This is a genomic window from Streptomyces virginiae, from assembly GCF_040638905.1.
GTDB lineage: Bacteria > Actinomycetota > Actinomycetes > Streptomycetales > Streptomycetaceae > Streptomyces > Streptomyces virginiae_B.
In genome coordinates this window covers 46,110-62,664 of sequence record NZ_JBEZYV010000024.1, presented here as the reverse complement: position 1 = coordinate 62,664, position 16,555 = coordinate 46,110, and the positions used below count along the sequence as shown (strand labels likewise).

Below are 16,555 nucleotides of genomic sequence, written 5' to 3'. Positions count from 1 at the left end.
CACCGTGATGAGCCTCGAACGCACCGCGGAGTCCCAGGTGAGCGAGCCGTCCGGCGGGCGGGCCCGGCACAGGTCCAGGAGGGGCCTGGCCACCGCCGCCGCCGTCGTCGTGCTGTTCGGGAGTTCCGGATCCGTCTGGTGGATCGCATCCCAGGCCAGAACACCCGAGCAGCGTGCCTCGAACGCCGCGGCGCCTCCGCCCTCCCAGATCACGGGGAAGGTCTCCGACCAGCAGCTCGTGGAGAAGCTGGAACTGACCGGGAAGGTCGAGACGGCCTCCCGGACGCCCATCACCGGCGTCCAGCCGCAGGGCACCAGCCGCGCGGTCGTGACGGCCCTGCCCGCGACCGCGGGCAAGAGCCTCAAGGCCGGCGCGGCCGTGGCCGAGGTGTCGGGCAGGCCGGTCCTCCTCCTGCCGGGACGCTTCCCCGCGTACCGGGACCTGAAGGCCGGCGACAAGGGCCCGGACGTCCAGCAACTGCAGCGCGCACTCGCGCCGTTGTACGGGACGGCCGTGAACGGCACGTACGGACAGGCCACCGTCGACGCGGTGCGCAAGCTGTACGCGGCGGCCGGGTACGAGGCGCCGTCCGGGCAGGGGCAGGGGCAGGGCCCGAGCCGGGGCGGCGGAGGTGCGAGTGGCGCAGGTGCGAGTGGCGGCGGGGGTGCCCCGTCCGGCACCGCCCCCCGCGGCGGCGGCGCGGAGACCGACGGCGGCACGGGCGCGGCGCCCGGTACGAACGGTGCCGCACCCGGGGTGCCCACCCGCGGCCCCGACGTGCCGCCCGCCTCCGGACCCGCCAAGCCCGGGGAGGTGCTGCCGGCCGCGGAAGTGGCGTTCGTCAGCGCCCTTCCCGCCACGGTGGTGCAGGTCACCGCGGCGGTGGGCGACGCGGCCGAGAAGCCGCTCGTCGTCCTCGGCAGCGGGGGCCGTCAGGTGCGGGCGCCCCTCACCGCGGACCAGCGCACCCGGTTGCGGGACCTGCCGAACGACGCGGTCATCCGCTTCGGCACGGGCCCCTACGCGGGCCGGGAGGGCAGCCTGGGCTCCCTCGCCGGGTCCTCCGACGCCAAGGGCGGCGACCAGCAGGGGAACGCGAAGACCGGCGGGCAGGACGGCGGGAGCACGTCCGCCGCCGCTACCGCGGGCGCGGGAACCGGCAACGGCGGTGGCGGCGGAGGTGGTGGCGGTGGCGGAGGTGGTGGCGCGGGTCAGCACGAGGCGCTGTTCGTCCCCGGCGGCTCGGAGGCGGAAGAAGGGGCGGTCCAGCAGATCAGCGTCGAACTGCGGCGCAGCCCCAAGGGCGCGCTGACCGTTCCGGTGTCAGCCGTCTGGACCGACCTCGGCGGCGCGTCCACGGTCACCGTCACCGAGAACGGCAAGGAGCGCAACGTCCCCGTCGAGGTGCTGTTCACCCATGAGGGCCTCACCGCGGTCAACGCGCTCGACGCGAACCTCGGCGCCGGCCAGACCGTCGTCCTCGTGCGCCGAGGAAAGGCGGCGGACAGCTCCGAAGGGGGCAGGGATGGCTGAACCGGCCCCCGTCATCGAGATGGCCGGCATCGCGAAGACGTACCCGGGGCCGCCGCCCGTGCACGCGCTGACCGACGTCACGCTCGACATCCGGCCCGGCCGGCTCGCCGCGATCGTCGGTCCCTCCGGCTCGGGGAAGTCCACGCTGCTGAGCGTGCTCGGGCTGCTCGACGTCCCCACCCGCGGCCGGTACCTGCTGGAGGGCAGGGACACCACCGACCTGTCCGAACGGGCCCGCACCGCCCAGCGGGCCTCGACGCTCGGCTTCGTCTTCCAGGCCTTCCACCTGGTCCCACACCTGACCTGCGTGCAGAACGTGGCCCTCCCGCTCGTCCACCTCGGCGTGCCCCGTGCCCTGCGGCGGCCGCAAGCCGTGGCGGCCCTGGAATCCGTTGGCCTGGGGCACCGGCTGGACGTCAGACCGACCACGTTGTCCGGCGGGGAGCGGCAGCGGGTCGCGGTCGCGCGGGCGATCGTCCACCGGCCCGCCGTCGTATTGTGCGACGAGCCGACCGGCAACCTGGACACCGCGAACTCGGCCCGCGTCATGGACCTGTTGACCGGACTGGTGGCGCAGGACCGGGCCGTCGTCGTGGTCACGCACGAACCCGACGTGGCGGCCCGCGCCGACCGCGTCTTCAAGGTGGTGGACGGCCGTGTTTCCTAGCCGCGGGAGGCGGTCGGGCAGCCGTGGGACGCGTGGGCCGTCCGCGGAGGGGACAGCGGCGCCCCGGACGTCGGCGGCGGACCTGCTCGTCCAGGCGTTCCTCGCGCTGTTCGGCCGCCGGTTCCGCACCCTGCTGACGATGGTGGGCATCTCCGTAGGGCTGGCCGCGGCACTCGCCACGCTGGGCATCACCGCCAGTGCGGCCGGAGCCGTCTCCGACCAGTTCGACGCCCTCAAGGCGACCCGGGTGACGGTCAAGTACCCGTCGGAACCCGTCGCCGGGATCCGGCCACGGCCGGACGGCGGCGACACCCAGCGGGTACGCGGCCTCAACGGCGTCCGCACCGCGGGTCTCGTCAGCAAGGCCGGTGAACAGCCGGTGGTCTCACGGCTGTCGGGCACGTCGAACGATCTGCCCGAGGGCACGGTCCTTGCAGCGCAGCCCGACGCACTGGCGGCCATGTCGGCAGAACTCACACAGGGCCGGTGGTTCGACACCGGACACGACGCGCGGCGGGAGCGGGTGGCCCTGATCGACACGGCCGCCGCGTCCCGGCTGACCGTCGACGGCGGCGCCGGCAACTCCGTGATCCACGTCAACGGCGTCGCGTTCAGCGTGCTCGGGGTCTTCCGCGCCCCCTCCGGCGACACGAACCTCACCGGATCCGTGGTCGTCCCCTACTGGGCCGCCCTGCAGGACCCGGCCGGGCTGGGCTTCGCCTCCGCGGAAATGATCATCCGTACGGATCTGGGCGCCGCCGACCAGATCGGTGCCGAGGCCCCCTTCGCCCTGGCGCCGGGCGCCCCGGACAAACTCGTCGCGCTGGTCCCGCCGGACCCCCGGTCCCTGCGCCAGGGCGTCGAGTCGCAGACCCGGGCCCTGTTCCTGGGACTTGCCGCCGTCTCCCTCGGCGTGGGGGCGCTCGGTGTCAGCAACACCGCCTACGTGTCCGTACTGGAACGGCGGTCGGAGATCGGCCTGCGCCGTGCCCTGGGCGCCTCCCGGCGGGCGGTGGCCGGGCAGTTCTGCATCGAGAGCGGTCTGGTCGGGCTCGCCGGCGGCGTCGTCGGCACGGTGCTGGGCATCCAGATCACCGCCGTGACCTGCCTGGCCAAGGACTGGCTGGTGGTCCTCGACCCCGCTCTCACGTCGGCGGGGCCGCTGGTGGGCCTCGTGGTGGGTCTCGCCGCAGGGCTGTACCCGGCCCTGGCGGCCGCCCGCATCCTGCCCGCCGAGACCCTCCGAACGGGCGTGTAGTCAGCCGCGCTGGAAGAACTCCACCTCCGCGACGGCGAGATGGCGGTCCGCAGCCGAGCCGGCCGGTTCCTCCAGAGTCAGCCGGACCGTGGTGGCGTGGCTGATGCCGAGGGGGAAGGTCTGCGGGCCGGGCTTGTCGCTGAGGACGAGCTTCTTGTGGACCGTCGCGCCGTCCCGGTCCGTCACCTCCATGTCGATGCGCAGCGCGCGTCCCTGCTTCGCGTACTCCTCGGGTGCGGATGAGGCGCCGTTGGTGACGATCACGGCGACGAGGCGGAACGGCTTGCCGAAGGCGTACGTCACGGAGGCGCCGGGGGCGGGCGCGCCCCAGTAGCGGTTGCTGAGGCCGTCCGTGGTGTGGGCGACGGGGTGTCCGGGGAGTTCGGCGCTCGCCCGGACGCGGGTCGGGGTCACCGCCTTGGCCTTGCCGAGCTTGTCCCGGGTGTCCTCCACGAGGTGGCGTCCGGCCGGCAGCAGCAGGAAGCCGGCCGCGCAGAGGGCCAGTACGACGCCCAGGACCACCAGGAAGCGGACCAGGCGGCCGGAGCCGGCCCGGGTGCGGCGGCGGAACGGCCAGACGGTCCGCCACCACGGCAGGGGGGCCGCGACGGTGGTGGGCGTCAGGGGTGTGGCGCAGCGGCGGCAGAAGCGGCGGTCGGGCGGATTGGGCGTGCCGCAGGCCGGGCACGGTGCGCCGGTGACGTCGTCGCCGGCGGGGAGGGGACGTACGACGGGGCGCGGCGCGACGGCCCTGGCGGGCAGCACGGGAGCCGGGGACGCCACCGCTGGGGTGGCGGGCGGGCGGGGTGCCGGCGCCGCCGGGCGTGCCGGGGCCACGGGCGCGGGCGAGGATCCCGCCGCGGCGCCGGACGGCGCGCCCGGACGGGGCTCCGCCCCTGCGGCCGCGGACCGGCCGGACCCGGCGTCGTGGCCGGCGGCCGCGGCTGTGGCCGCGGCCGGATCGGACTCGGCGCCGGCGGGCGCGATGGCAGCCGAGGCCGGGGCGGGCCTCCTGCGCAGCCAGAACAGCCACCGCTCCACGCGGGGCGCGGACTGCGCCCCGGCGCGCGCGGACGGCTCGGACCCCGCCTCCGCGGTTGCCTCGGCCCCGACGGCGGCCGGTGAGCCGATACCTTCCGGGCCCCTGCCGCCTCGGGCGGCGGCGTCCTGGGCCGTGCCCTGTCGGGGAGTGTCGGCCCGGGGCGTTCCGACCTGAGAGGTGTCCTCTTGGGCCGTGCCGCTTTGAGGGGTGTTCCGCGTTCGGTCCCGCTCACCGACGACGCCCATGTCGACCTGAGGGGTGCCCTGGGTGGTGCCCGCCCGCCGGGTGTCTTCCCGAGCCGACCCGTCCTGGGTCCGTCCGCTCCCGGCCGTGCCGACCTGAGAGGTGTCCTCTTGGGCCGTGTCCCCGCGGGGCGCGTCGCCCCGGGGGCTGCCCTCCTGGGCTCCGCCTCCACGAGGTGCGCCGCCTTGGGCCGGACCGTCCTGGGGGGTGCCTTCCTGCGTCCGACCGCCGTGGGCCGTGCCATGGGCCGTGCCACCGGTGGGCGAGCCGTTCCCGGCCGTGCCCTCCTGCGGCGCTGTGCCCCGAGGGACGGCCCCGTGGACCCGCCCACCCCGGGTCCCGCTGCGAGGCGTCCCGCTTCCGGCGGTGGTCTCAGCAGCCGTGCCGTCGCCGTCGTCCTGACGGGTTGCCTCCTCGGCCGTGCCCTGTCGCGGAGTGCCCACGCCAGGGGCAGCCCCCGGGGGCGTGCCGCCCTGAAGGGTGCCGTCCCGGGTGTCGTCCTGGGCCCGTCCACCGTGGGCGGCGGCCCCCCGCGGGGCTGCGCCCGGCCGGGTGTCCTCTCCCGCCGTGCCGTGCTGGGGCGGCCGCCTGCTCCGGGCCGTCTCGCCCTGGAGGGTGGCCTCCTCGTCCCGTCCACCGTGGGCGGCCCCCTGCGGGACCGCCTGCGGGGCTGCGCCCTGCCGGGACGTGCCGCCCGGGCGCGTGTCCTCTCCAGCCGTCCCGTCCTGGGCCGTGCCGGCCTGACGGGCGGCACCGCGGGGCGTGCCTTCCGGGGTCCCACCGGGGCGTGTGCCGCCCTGGGCCGTGCCGCTCCGGGTGGCCCCCTGGGCGTGCCCCTCGGGGGCGTGCCCCTCCTGGGGCAGGGCCCCGCCCGGCGGGCCTCCCTGGGACGTGTCCTCCTGGCGTGTTGTGGCCCACCGAGGGGTGGTCTCCCGGGCCGGGCCGTCCTGGCCCGTCTCGTCGTCGGGCGGGCCGTCCTGGGGCGTGCCTCCGGTACGGGGGGTGGGGCGGGCGGGGGACGACCAGTTGAGGTAGGCGCCGCAGTTGGTGCAGAAGTCGTCCGTCGGGGCGGTGGACACCCCGCATGCGGGACACGTACGCATGCCGTCAGCTCCCTTCGGCCGCGGGCGGCCCGGGCAGGATCTCCACCCGGCAGGCCGTGTGGACGGGGCACAGGGTGCGGACGAGGGCGCGGACCCGGTCCGCGTCCACCTCGTAGGCGGCGCCCCGGCCGCGCGGCCACACCCGTACGAGGACCTCGCCGGCCGGCGCCGGGGACGGTTCGCCGCCGGCCGTGCGGGACCAGACGGCCGTGCCGTCCCCGCTGACGTCGGCGGACACGCCGAGTACCAGGCGCAGGGCTTCGACCAGGCCGCGCCGGGTGCCGCGCCACCGGTGCAGTTCCACCGCGCGGGCCACCGCCTCGCGCCGCAGTGCGGTCGGCCAGTCGGGGTCGTCGGCGCCGCCCACCCAGGAGGCCAGCCAGGCCAGGAAGTCGGCCGGGGCAAGCCGGGGGTCGAAGTACGAGGGCAGGTTGTCGAGGGTGGTGAACACCGGGGCCAGGACGGTGTCCAGGCCGGCCGTGAACCGCTGGGCGAAGTCGTCGTCGGCGTACAGCGCGGGCAGTTGCCCGCCGATCGGGTGCCGGCTGGGAAGGCCGGGTACGGCGGCCCGGCTCATCCGTGCACCCCCGTCCCCGGCTCGGGCTCGGTGACGACCACCTGGTGCTGGTAGGAGAAGACGAGCGTGCCCGCGCCGATGTCGATGCGGTCGACGGGGGCGCCGCGCCGTCCCGTGATCGGGTCGGCGGCGAACATGCGGATCTCCTCCACCAGGACGTCCCCGATGGCGCGTTGCAGTACGCCGAACACCTCGCCGTACTGCACGGGCCGGCCGAACGGCCAGCCGGTGCCGTCGGGCCCGCCGTGCAGCGGGTTGAGGTGCCGGTACAGCGCGGCGAGCGCCGCGTCGCGCACCCGGTCGGCGTCCGCGGCGGGTGCCGACAGCCGGGCGACGACGGTGACGCCCTGGTAGACGGGTGGTTCCACGACGAGGCTGGTGCCGATCAGGCGCCGTTCGTCGAGGGTGTCGGTGATCGCGGTGAGGACCTGGTCGGAGGGGATCAGCTGCTCGAAGCGGAGCCGGTCGCCCTCGTCGGCGACGGCGTCCGGCACCACCAGGACCCGTACCGAGCCGGTGCCGCGTCCGCCGTCCGTGGCCGGCAGGCAGCGGACGCGGCGTACGGAGGGCGCCGCCCGGCGGGCGATTATCTCGTAGTCCTCGGCGGTCACGGCGCGTTCCTGCATGCGCAGGGCCTCCGGGGCGCGCAGCTTGGCGTTGTCGATGGTCTCCCCGGCGACACCGCCGCGTGCCGCTTCCCGGTTGGTGACGCGGGCGACGTACGGGACGGAGCTGCGCAGTACGGAGATCGCGCCGCGCGAGACGTTGCCGGCCGGGCCGCCGCCCGTGCGGTAGCGGGCCACGCGGATCTGGGAGCCCTTGGGCGGTACGGCGCCGCAGGCGCGCAGGGTGCCGTCGGCCTCGCGCAGCACCGGCGGGAAGGCGAACTCGCCGGTGGTGGCGTCGACGCGGACGTGCCGGTCGTCGGGCCCGGAGCGGCCGAAGTGCTCGACGACGTCCCAGCGCTGCCAGCCCTCGGGGGAGGAGACCTCCACCACCGGGGGTTCCCCGTCGAGGAGTACGGGCGGGCGGCCGAGGCGGAAGCTCTGCCCGGCCACGCCCTCCGACGCGCCGAGCGGTACGTCGCTGACGCGCTCGGCGTGTTCCACGGTCATGGTGCCGCCGACGGTGAAGACGGCGGCTTCGCGGACGGTGGGGGACTCGGAGTAGAAGGGCTGGCCGGGCTCGGGCTCGGTGACCCGGCAGCGCAGCCAGCCGGCGCGGGCCCCGCCGATCACGGACGCGGTGTGCCCGGCGGGTACGTACACGATGATCTCGCCGGGCCGGTTGAGGCCGCCGGTGCTGTCGGAGTCGGTGGCGCAGCGCTGCCAGCGGCCGCCGTCCCAGGCCTCCCACACCAGCGGGGGCTGGCGCGGGTCGACGCCGACACCCTCGACGCGGCTGTCCAGGCGTACCGCGACGACGCAGCGCGGCACGGCCGTCGGGAGGCCGAAGAGCAGGGCGTCGCCGGGTTCGGGTGTCGACTGGAAGCACGGTATGTCGCGGCCTTCGGTGAGCGCGCCGGTGCGGTCGGCGGGTTCGCCGGCGCGGGGCGCTGTGACCAGCCTCGTCAGTTCGCTGGGCAGGATCCGCAGGTCGTCGGTGGTGGCGAAGACGACGGCTTCCTCGGTGTCGCCGGCCGCGGTCGCGACCTCGGTCGTCACCTCGGTGCCCGCCGGCAGGGTGACGGTGTCGGGCTGGGGGGCGGACAGCCAGAAGTCGACGTCTGCGCAGGCGGCCGACGGCGGGTAGAGCTGGATGCCCAACAGGTCGAGGAAGGCCAGGTAGTTCTTGTCCGGGACCCGGTTGAGCCGGTACAGGAGCTGGTCGACGAGGTAGGCGAACGTCTCGATGAGGGTGACGCCCGGGTCGGAGACGTTGTGGTCGGTCCACTCCGGCGCGCGCTGCTGCACGTACCGCTTCGCCTCGTCGACGAGCTGCTGGAACCGTCGGTCGTCCAGGTTGGGGGAGGGCAGGGCCATCAGTCCGCGACCATTTCCTCGGCCCCCTCCTCGGAGGGGATCGTGTAGAAGGGGAAGACCAGGTTGCGCCGGTCGTTGGTGGTGCGCACGGTGTAGTGCACGTCGATGTAGAGGGTGCCCGTGTCGACGGCGTCGAAGGCCACGACGACGTCGTCGACGGTGATCCTGGGCTCCCAGCGTTCCAGTGCCTCGCGGACCTGCTGGGCGACCCGGCCGGCGGTGTCGCCGTCGCCGGGGGCGAAGACGTATTCGTGGATGCCGCAGCCGAACTCGGGCCGCATGGGCCGCTCCCCGGGCGCCGTGCCCAGGACGAGGCGGATGGCCTCTTCCAGCTCGCGTTCGCGTTCGACCATGGCGATCCCGCCGGTCGGTCCGACGCGCAGCGGGAACGCCCAGCCGCGGCCGATGAACCGTTCGCTCATCACACGCCTCCGATCAGGACGTTCAGGGCGCCGGTGAGGACCTGCGCGCCGCATGCGGTCTGGTCGCGGGCCCGGGCAGCGGGCAGTCCGCCGATGAGTACCGTTCCCGCGGTGAGGGCGGCCGGGTTGGGGACGATCACGTTGGCCGGGCCGAGGGCGGCGTGCGGCGGGACCACGCACACGTGCAGGCTGCCCACGACGGCGGCGGGCCGGCCGCCGATCAGCACCGTGGCCACCGCCGCGGCGGCGCCGGGCGGCGGCGTGGCGAGCCGGCCACCGTGGTTGGTGGGGTCGCCGGTACGGGCTGCGGCTGGCATCGGGGGCTCCTCGGGGACGGCGGGTCGTGGTGCAAGGGGGCGTGCGGTACGGAACAAGGGGGCTCAGTTGATGCGGATGAGGCGGGCCTTGAGGACGGCGAGCAGGCCGCCGTTGACCGTGACGTCCGAGGTTCCGGACACCTTCACCGACCGGCCGCCGATGCTGACCCCGGCGGTGCCGTCGATGTCGACCTGGCGGCCGGACACCTTCACGGTGCCCTTGCGGGCGTCCAGCGTGATGCCGTTCTTGTCCATGAGGACGGAGGTCAGCGGCCGGCCCCGGCCCGCGTACACGGTGAGCTCGATGCGGTCCCGGCGGTCGTCCATGCGTACTTCGAGCCGCTCGTCCCCGGTCACCAGCCGCAGCCCGGAGGGCCCCGGCGCCGCCGCGTCCAGCAGTTCCACGCGGTGGCCCGAGCGCGACACGATCGAGCGGCGGTTGACCTTTCCACTGGTCCTGTCGACCAGCGGCACGTCGTGCGGCGAGGGCTGGTCCACACCGTTGTAGAGGCCGCCGATGACGTACGGGCTGTCGAGCAGGCCCTGCTCGAAGCCGACCAGCACCTCGTCGTTGACCTCGGGGCTGACCACACCGCCGCCGCCCTTGCCGCCCCACTGGACGGTGCGCACCCAGTCGCTGACGTAGGTGTCGTCCAGCCACGGGAACTTCAGCCGTACGGCGCCGCGTTCGGAGCCGTTCGGTTCGCGTACGTCCGTCACCACGCCGATCGCCAGGCCCGGGATGCGCGGCCCGCGCCCGGGTGCGTTGGCGCCGGTCACCAGGCCGGTCAGGGAGCGGTCCGGACTGGCGCTGACCCACACGGTGGTGCGGAAGCCGCCGTGCGGCTCCAGGACGTGCTGGACGGCGGTGGCGGTGTACCGGCCGGAGAACGCCTGTCCGACGTTGCCGAGCGCTACCGGTTTGCCGGCCCGCAGCAGCGGGTTGCCCTCGGCGACCGCCTCCAGCTCGCCGAAGCCGGAGCTGATCTGGGCCGCGGCCGCCTTCGCGACCGCCGCCGTCTCGGCCTGTGTGCGGTAGGGGGTGTCGGTGACGGCCACGGCCGCCGCCCCGAAGCGTGCGGCGGTCTGCGGCCCGAGGCCCGGCACCACCGTGTCGCTGACCACGGACGGCTGCTCGGCGACCAGGGGCCGCTTCGTGGTCACGTCCCAGCCGCGCACCTGCACCTTCGAGGCGCCGTCGGCAGCCGTCAGCGCGGCCCGCAGGGCGAGGAGGTTGCGCCCGTACTCCAGGACCATCGGGTCGCGGACCGCCGACGTCGACGGGGCGGGCGCCCCCGAAGCCTTCACGGGCCGGGTGAACTGCAGGAGCCCCTTGTCGTCGACGCGCACCTGTGCGCCGCTCTCCCCGGCGAGGAACTGCAGGAAGTCCCAGTCGGAGACGTTCGCCTGGGACAGCTGCTTGTACGTGACCGGCGCGGCCTCCACCTTCCCGACGGCGAGCCCGGCTCCGGCGGCCACCTTGCGGACGATGGCGGCGGCGGTCATGTTCCGGTACGCCACGACCTTGCGGCCCCGCTGGAGGCGGTGCGCCTTGGAGTAGGCGCGTACGACGGTGAAGGAGCCGGTGCGGTCCCGGTCGATCTCCAGGGCCGTGACCTCGCCGTTGAACAGCCGTTCCCGTGACTGTCCCTTCACGGTCGCCACCGACACCCGCAGCGGGGTGCCGATGGTGATGCCGGTGGCGCGCAGGAACTCGTGGTCGGGGTCGCGGTAGGTGAGCACCGCGGTGTCGGGGAGGCCGACGTTCTCGTCGACCACACAGCTGACCAGCTGCGCCGCCCAGATCTGCGGCAGTTCGCCGGGGGCTTCCACGATGGGGTCGGCCGCGAACGACCGGCCCCCGGTCTCGGACCCGCTCACCGCTGCTCCTCCTCGCCGTGCTGGTCCCGCGAGCCCGGCACCACGATCTCGCTGCCGGGGACGAGGGCCATGGGGTCGTCTATGCCGTTGGCCTCGGCGATGACCCGCCAGGCCGTGGCGTCGCCGTATTCGCGCCAGGCCAGCATGGCCAGGCTGTCGCCCGCCACCACGGTGTGGGTGCTGCGGGCGGTGCGTGAGCCGGAGGTCGGGTTCTGGCCGGGCGGGTCGACGCTCGCCTCCTCGATGGAGAGCGAGCAGGTGGCCCGTAGCGGCTTTCCGTCCACGTCGAAGAGCGTGTACGACACCGACAGGTTCGACAGGACACCGTCGAACGAGGTCGTCCGTGCGCTGCCCCACTCGAAGCGCACCCACGGGCTCGCCGGCTTCTTGCGGCCGAGGCTGGCCGGGGTCGGCACGCACGCCTTCATCAGCTTCTCCACCGCCTGCTCCACCGAGTTGTCGTGGGTGGCGGTGGCGTCGAGGAACACTTCCAGGCTCAGGGTGCGCGGGCCGCTGCCCACGAACTCGGGCAGCGCCGACTGGCCCGCCATCCTGGACGGGGAGCGCCGCCATTCGGTGGTCTTGCCCAGTTGCAGGGTCGACGGGTTGAACTGCAGGTCGAGCCGGGCGATCGTCCCGCCGGGCTTGGCGCCGACCGAGGCCGGGGGCTCCTTGAGGGTGAGCTGGGCCCGAGCGCGGCTGGCGCGTGCCGAAGATGCCATGCCGTGGACTTCCTTCCGGGGCGGCGACGAACGGGACGAGGGGGGAGGGCGAGGGGGAGGCGGAGTCGGGACGTCGGGACGTCGGGAGGTCAGGAGGGCAGCAGGCCCGCGTGGGCGATCTCCAGGGTCTCCACCGCCGCCGCGGAGTTGGCGGGATCGAAGGACGGCCCCTGCCAGCGCACCGGAACGATCCCGAAGACCTGCCAGCTGATGATCCGGCTCAGGTCGGGCCGCAGCGCCACGATCTCGCCGTCCTTCGGTTCGACCCGTCGCAGCGTCTCGTCGAGCCAGCGGGCGATCTTCGCCGTGTCGGCGGTTACGGGCCGGGTGAGGGTGATGTTCGACCAGGTCACGCGGCCGGGCAGCTGCCAGGTGAAGCCGTTGTTGCCGCCCTCGGCGTAGCTCTCCATCTCGACCTCGGCGCCCATGCCCGAGCAGGTGTGGAAGGCGCCCAGGTCGTTGCCGCCGATCGCCAGCCGGAAGAACACGCTTGTCGCGAAGATGTTGTCGGTCATCGGTCCGTCGTCCGTTCCTCGTTCGTACGTGATCTCAGCGGCGGCCGTCGAAGGGCCTGCCCGCGCGTTCCCGGCCTCGCCGCAACTCGGTGCGCAGGAGGCGGGCGACCGGGTCGAGCAGACGCCGTGCCAGGTCGTCCAGGTCGAGGTCGCCGCCGCCGTGGGGCGCGGCGTCGCGCGCGCCCTCGGGCCGGCGAGCCGCTGCGGCGGGGGTGACCGGGCCGAGACCGGCCCGGCCGGCCCGGCCCGTGTCGCGCTGTACGGGGGGTGGCGGGCCGCTCGGCGGCGGCGCGGGAACGGCCGGGCCCGGGACTGCGGCGGGGGCCGACGCCCTGGGCCGTACGACGGGCACCGGTCCGGCGCCCGCAGCGGCGGGGGCCGGCTGGACCACGAGCGGCGGTGTGTACGGGCCGGTCACGGGCAGGGGGGCCGCCGCCCTGGCGGGGGCCGCGGGCGACGGCGCGGGCGCCGGGCGCACGGGCTGTGCGGGGCGGGAAGCCACGGGAGCCGGGGCGCGCCCACCGCCGGCGGCACGCTGGATCTGCCGCGGCTGCCCGGTCCGCCCGGGTGCGGCGGTGGACGGGGTAGTGGACGGGGCGGACCAGCGCGCGGGGACCACGGGCCGGCCGGCCGGGCGGGAGCGGGGGGCGGCGGCCGGCGCGGCCCCCATGCCCGCCACGTCAAGGGTGCCCGGGGCCAGGGGCCGGGCCGCCAGGAGCTGGAGGGCCCGGGGTGCGGTCGCGTCCGGCGCGACCGTCCCCCCGACGGCACGGGCGGCGACGAGCGGGACCGCGCCGGAACGCCGCGGTGTGGCGGCGGCCCGCTGGACGGGCGGACGCGCCCCCGCCGGCCCGCCGGTACGGGGCTGCGTGGCGGACGCGCCCGCCCCCAGCAGGGGCGCGTGCCCCCGGGACCCGGACGAGGCGACGGACGCGGGTACGGCGGCACTCGCCGGCATCGACTGCAGGGGCGCCCCGAGACCGCTGCGCACGCGCGGCCCGGCCGCCGCCGGGCCGCTCGCGGCGGGCTCTGCCTGACGCTGCACGGTGGGCATGGCCGGAGCCGCCCCCGGCCCCGCGATCGGCTTCGACGGTGTCGCGGTGGGCGGCAGTTCGGTGAGCGGCGCGCCGAGCGGCGCGCCGAGCGGCGCCCGGGTGCGCACCGGCTTCTCGGCCGCCGGGCCGCTCGCGGCGGGTTCCGGCCGGCGCTGCACGGTCGGCATGGCCGGGCCCGGGATGGCCGGTCCGGGGCTCGACGGGATGGCTGTGGACGGGAGTTCGGTGAGGGGTTCGCCGAGGGGTGCGCGGGTGCGCACCGGCTTCTCGGCCGCCGGGCCGCTCGCCGTGGGCTCTGCCCGGCGCTGCACGGGCGGCATGGCCGCAGCCGCCGGTTCCGGACCATTGGCCGCGGGCTCCGCTTGGCGCTGCAGGGTGGGCATGGCCGGACCAGGGGTGGCCGCCGTAGCGGGGATCGACGGTGTGACGGTGGGCGGCAGTTGGGTGAGGGGTTCGCCGAGGGGTGCGCGGGTGCGCACCGGCTTCTCGGCCGCCGGGCCGCTCGCCGTGGGCTCTGCCCGGCGCTGCACGGGCGGCATGGCCGGTGTGGCCGTGGGCGGGAGTTCGCCGAGGGGCTCGCCGAGGGGCTCGCCGAGGGGTGCACGGGTCCGCACGCGCTGTACGGGCGCCTCCGGTGCGCCACCGGTGGGTGCGGCCGGGGCCGCCGGTGCCGGACCGGTGGCCGTGGGTTCTGCGTGGCGCTGCACCGTGGGCATGGCCGGAGCCGGAGCGGCCGCCGTGGGGGTCGACGGTGTGACCGTGGGTGCAAGGCCGGGGAGCTGCGTCTGGGGGAGTTCGGTCTGGCGCTGCACCGTGGGCACGGTCGGAGCCGGGGTCGACGGGAGGCCGGTGCCGAGCGGGGAGCGGGTCTGCGCACGCTGCACGGGCGCGCTCAGGGCGGTCTCCGGCGTGGCGGAGGGGCGTACGGCGGGCACGAGCCGTCGCGGCGTGGCAGGGACCCGCGCGGTGGTGAGTGCACGACCGACGGGGCGCGGCCGGACCGCCGCGGTCGGCCCCTCGCCCGTACGGCCGGGCCGGGCGGCCCCAGGTGCGCCGGACCCGGACGTACGGGCGGCGGTGCGCTGGACGGGCGGGCCGGACACGGGCTCGGCGGATGCCCCGGGGACCACCGCGATGCGGCGGACCACCGGGAACTGCGCAGGCGAGGTCGTTGCACGGCCGGGCTCGGCAGGGGAGACGGAGGCCCGCTGTACGGCGGGCGCGGACGCCCCGAGCACCGTTGCGGAGTGCGTGGACGTGAGGCCCCGCGTCCCGGATCCGGATCCGCCCTGGGGCCGTTCGCGGGACGGTGTCACGGAGCTCGTCGCGGAAGCCTGCGTGCCCGGCTCGGCCGCGCCCGCGCCACCTCGGGCAGGGGCACGCGGGACGACCGGCTGTGGTGCTCGGTCGGCGCCGTGGGACGGCGCCACCGTGTTCGCCGCGGGCCCGGGCCCGGACGCGGGCCCGCGATCCGTCGTGCGCGGCGGAGACGCGCCCGCGTCACCCCGGGTGACGGCACGCGCGACGACCGGACCCGGCGTGCCGGTGTTCGCGCCGCGGTCCGCGGACGATGTCGGCCGTACGGCGTCCGGTGCGACCCCTGATCCCGATCCCGATCCTGATCCGGACCCGGGCCTGGATGCGGACCGGCTCGGCGAGGCGGCGCCGGGCCGCGTGCGGCGCGCGATCTTCGGGGTGTCGCGTACGGGCCCGGCCTCGGGCACCGGCTCCGCGCCGGGCTCGGTGGGCAGCGCCCGCAGCAGCAGCGGGCCGCCGCCGCTGTGGGTGGGGCGGGCGGTGGCGGGGCGGGCGACCCCGCGTACGAGACCGGCCGGCGCGGACGGCAGCAGGGCGTGGGCGAGCCCCGTGTCGAACGACGGGTCGCGCCACGCGGCCAGGCCGGAGCGGAAGGCGAGCCCGTCGCTGACGCCCAGGGCCGCGCGCGACACGGTCAGCGGGGGCGGCGCGGTCATGCGCCAGCCGCCGTCCCAGTCGCCGGGCACGGCGACCGACGCAGACGCCGGGGCCGACGCAGACGCCGGGGCCGACGCAGGCGCCGGCCCCGAGGAGGCCGGCGCCGTAGCCGCGGTGTCCGGCACGGCGGTGCGCCGACGCAGCCTGTCCCGCCATGCCATCTACTCAACCGCCTTCGTTCACACGGGTGTTGATCCGAGCTATCTCGGCGACCCAGTCCTGGCGCTCGCCGTGGGTCAGGTCGAGGATCTCGTCGCGCCGCCAGTGGAAGTGGTAGGCGATGTACGCGATCTCCTCCCGGAGCCGGGGGAGCGCGTACGTCACGATTCCCCCAGGCGCCCACCGGAGAGGTCGACCTCGAAGCCGCCGTCGCAGTGCGGGCAGGTGACCGCCGCGCGGGTGTGGCCCTCGCTGTTGACGCGCCGGTAGAAGTCCTGGAGGAACGCGACGTCGGTCGCGTACATCCGCTCGACGACCCCGGCGTGCACGTCGGTGATGGTGCCGAGCCGGGTGATCACCTGGCTCAGCAGCACCACGCTCAGGTACGCCGGGTTCTCCTTGACCCGCAGGTCGATCTGCGGGCGGAGCTCGTCGCGCGCGGTGGCCAGGCGCATCGCGCCGTGCCGGTGCACCGTGCCCGCCTCGTCCACGTACCCGCGCGGCAGCTCGAACTCGAACTCCGTGCGCAGCCCGTGGTCCTCGCGCGGGGCCGGAGCGGCGGCGGCCGGGGGTACCGCCGCCTGCTCCGGGGCCTGGGCGGGCGCCGTGACCTGGAGGATCTCCTCCAGGCTGCCCGCGGTCACGGTACGGCGCCTCATTCGACGATGATCTCCTCGAACACGATGGTCACGGACTCGGTGGCCGCGGCGGACTCGCCGGCCTTGAGGGAGGGGCCCTCCCACTTGGAGGCCCAGCCCTGCATCAGCTGGATGCGGCGGACGGTCGCGCCCGTGGAGTCCTTGATCTCGATCGTGAGGTTCTGCCGCGCGGTGTCGACGGCGCCGTTGTTGAGGGTCTCCTTGATCCACTTGGTGAACTCGCTGCTCTTGTCGAGTCCCCGGGTGATCGTGACCTCGCCCGCCTGGCGCGCGCCGGGCTGCTTGCGGATGATCTGCTTGCCCTCCGCGCTGACCTGGCGGACCTCGACGACCTCTTCCTCGACGGTCAGGCCGCTGATCTCCTGGATCGATTCGACCAGGTAGCCGCCGAGCTGCACGCCGAAGATATGGGTGGAAAGAGCATCGCCCTCTGCCATGACTGTCC

15 protein-coding genes are annotated in these 16,555 nt (G+C 75.7%); 3 read left to right on the top strand and 12 right to left on the bottom strand.

The window, feature by feature from the left end; genetic code table 11:
- The first annotated feature begins 7 nt into the window (after positions 1-7).
- The 3 genes from AB0F82_RS27180 to AB0F82_RS27170 are packed head-to-tail and all read left to right on the top strand — an operon-like array spanning position 8 to position 3,459.
- Positions 8-1,534 (top strand): peptidoglycan-binding domain-containing protein, encoded by a 1,527-nt coding sequence (locus tag AB0F82_RS27180; RefSeq protein WP_362632055.1) that lies wholly within the window; start codon positions 8-10, stop codon positions 1,532-1,534.
- Positions 1,527-2,201, top strand: a complete 675-nt coding sequence (locus tag AB0F82_RS27175; protein WP_356814722.1) for an ABC transporter ATP-binding protein — start codon at positions 1,527-1,529, stop codon at positions 2,199-2,201. The genes AB0F82_RS27180 and AB0F82_RS27175 overlap by 8 nt, the downstream gene beginning before the upstream one ends.
- Positions 2,191-3,459, top strand: a complete 1,269-nt coding sequence (locus AB0F82_RS27170; protein WP_362632053.1) for an ABC transporter permease — start codon at positions 2,191-2,193, stop codon at positions 3,457-3,459. The genes AB0F82_RS27175 and AB0F82_RS27170 overlap by 11 nt, the downstream gene beginning before the upstream one ends.
- Here the strand turns inward: AB0F82_RS27170 and AB0F82_RS27165 are convergent, their stop codons facing one another.
- The 12 genes from AB0F82_RS27165 to AB0F82_RS27110 all read right to left on the bottom strand — a co-directional run bounded on the left by AB0F82_RS27165 (position 3,460) and on the right by AB0F82_RS27110 (position 16,547).
- Positions 3,460-5,847, bottom strand: coding sequence for an NADase-type glycan-binding domain-containing protein (locus tag AB0F82_RS27165; protein WP_362632051.1), 2,388 nt, complete (start codon positions 5,845-5,847; stop codon positions 3,460-3,462).
- Positions 5,848-5,851: 4 nt separating this feature from the next.
- Positions 5,852-6,424 carry a phage tail protein gene (locus AB0F82_RS27160; RefSeq protein WP_356814719.1) on the bottom strand — a complete coding sequence of 191 codons (573 nt, stop codon included), beginning with the start codon at positions 6,422-6,424 and terminating at the stop codon, positions 5,852-5,854.
- Entirely contained in the window at positions 6,421-8,406 is a 1,986-nt protein-coding gene (locus AB0F82_RS27155; RefSeq protein ID WP_362632049.1) for a putative baseplate assembly protein, read from the bottom strand. The genes AB0F82_RS27160 and AB0F82_RS27155 overlap by 4 nt, the downstream gene beginning before the upstream one ends.
- On the bottom strand, positions 8,406-8,828 hold the full coding sequence (locus AB0F82_RS27150; RefSeq protein ID WP_362632047.1) for a GPW/gp25 family protein: 423 nt from the start codon (positions 8,826-8,828) through the stop codon (positions 8,406-8,408). Before AB0F82_RS27150 ends, AB0F82_RS27155 begins: the two co-directional genes overlap by 1 nt.
- Complete coding sequence (locus AB0F82_RS27145) at positions 8,828-9,145, bottom strand: PAAR domain-containing protein (RefSeq protein ID WP_356814716.1); 318 nt, start codon at positions 9,143-9,145, stop codon at positions 8,828-8,830. Before AB0F82_RS27145 ends, AB0F82_RS27150 begins: the two co-directional genes overlap by 1 nt.
- Before the next feature lie 63 nt (positions 9,146-9,208).
- A complete protein-coding gene (locus AB0F82_RS27140) occupies positions 9,209-11,026 on the bottom strand; it encodes a VgrG-related protein (protein WP_362632046.1) in 1,818 nt (605 codons plus the stop codon).
- Complete coding sequence (locus AB0F82_RS27135) at positions 11,023-11,748, bottom strand: CIS tube protein (protein WP_362632044.1); 726 nt, start codon at positions 11,746-11,748, stop codon at positions 11,023-11,025. The genes AB0F82_RS27140 and AB0F82_RS27135 overlap by 4 nt, the downstream gene beginning before the upstream one ends.
- An 89-nt stretch (positions 11,749-11,837) precedes the next feature.
- A complete protein-coding gene (locus AB0F82_RS27130; protein WP_030831940.1) occupies positions 11,838-12,263 on the bottom strand; it encodes a phage tail protein in 426 nt (141 codons plus the stop codon).
- 34 nt (positions 12,264-12,297) lie between these two features.
- A complete protein-coding gene (locus AB0F82_RS27125; protein ID WP_362632041.1) occupies positions 12,298-15,291 on the bottom strand; it encodes a hypothetical protein in 2,994 nt (997 codons plus the stop codon).
- A 166-nt stretch (positions 15,292-15,457) separates the two neighbouring features.
- On the bottom strand, positions 15,458-15,616 hold the full coding sequence (locus tag AB0F82_RS27120) for a DUF6760 family protein (protein WP_242707110.1): 159 nt from the start codon (positions 15,614-15,616) through the stop codon (positions 15,458-15,460).
- Positions 15,613-16,110 (bottom strand): hypothetical protein, encoded by a 498-nt coding sequence (locus AB0F82_RS27115; RefSeq protein ID WP_356815532.1) that lies wholly within the window; start codon positions 16,108-16,110, stop codon positions 15,613-15,615. The genes AB0F82_RS27120 and AB0F82_RS27115 overlap by 4 nt, the downstream gene beginning before the upstream one ends.
- Positions 16,107-16,547, bottom strand: coding sequence for a phage tail protein (locus AB0F82_RS27110; RefSeq protein WP_030388073.1), 441 nt, complete (start codon positions 16,545-16,547; stop codon positions 16,107-16,109). The genes AB0F82_RS27115 and AB0F82_RS27110 overlap by 4 nt, the downstream gene beginning before the upstream one ends.
- Positions 16,548-16,555 lie beyond the last annotated feature (8 nt).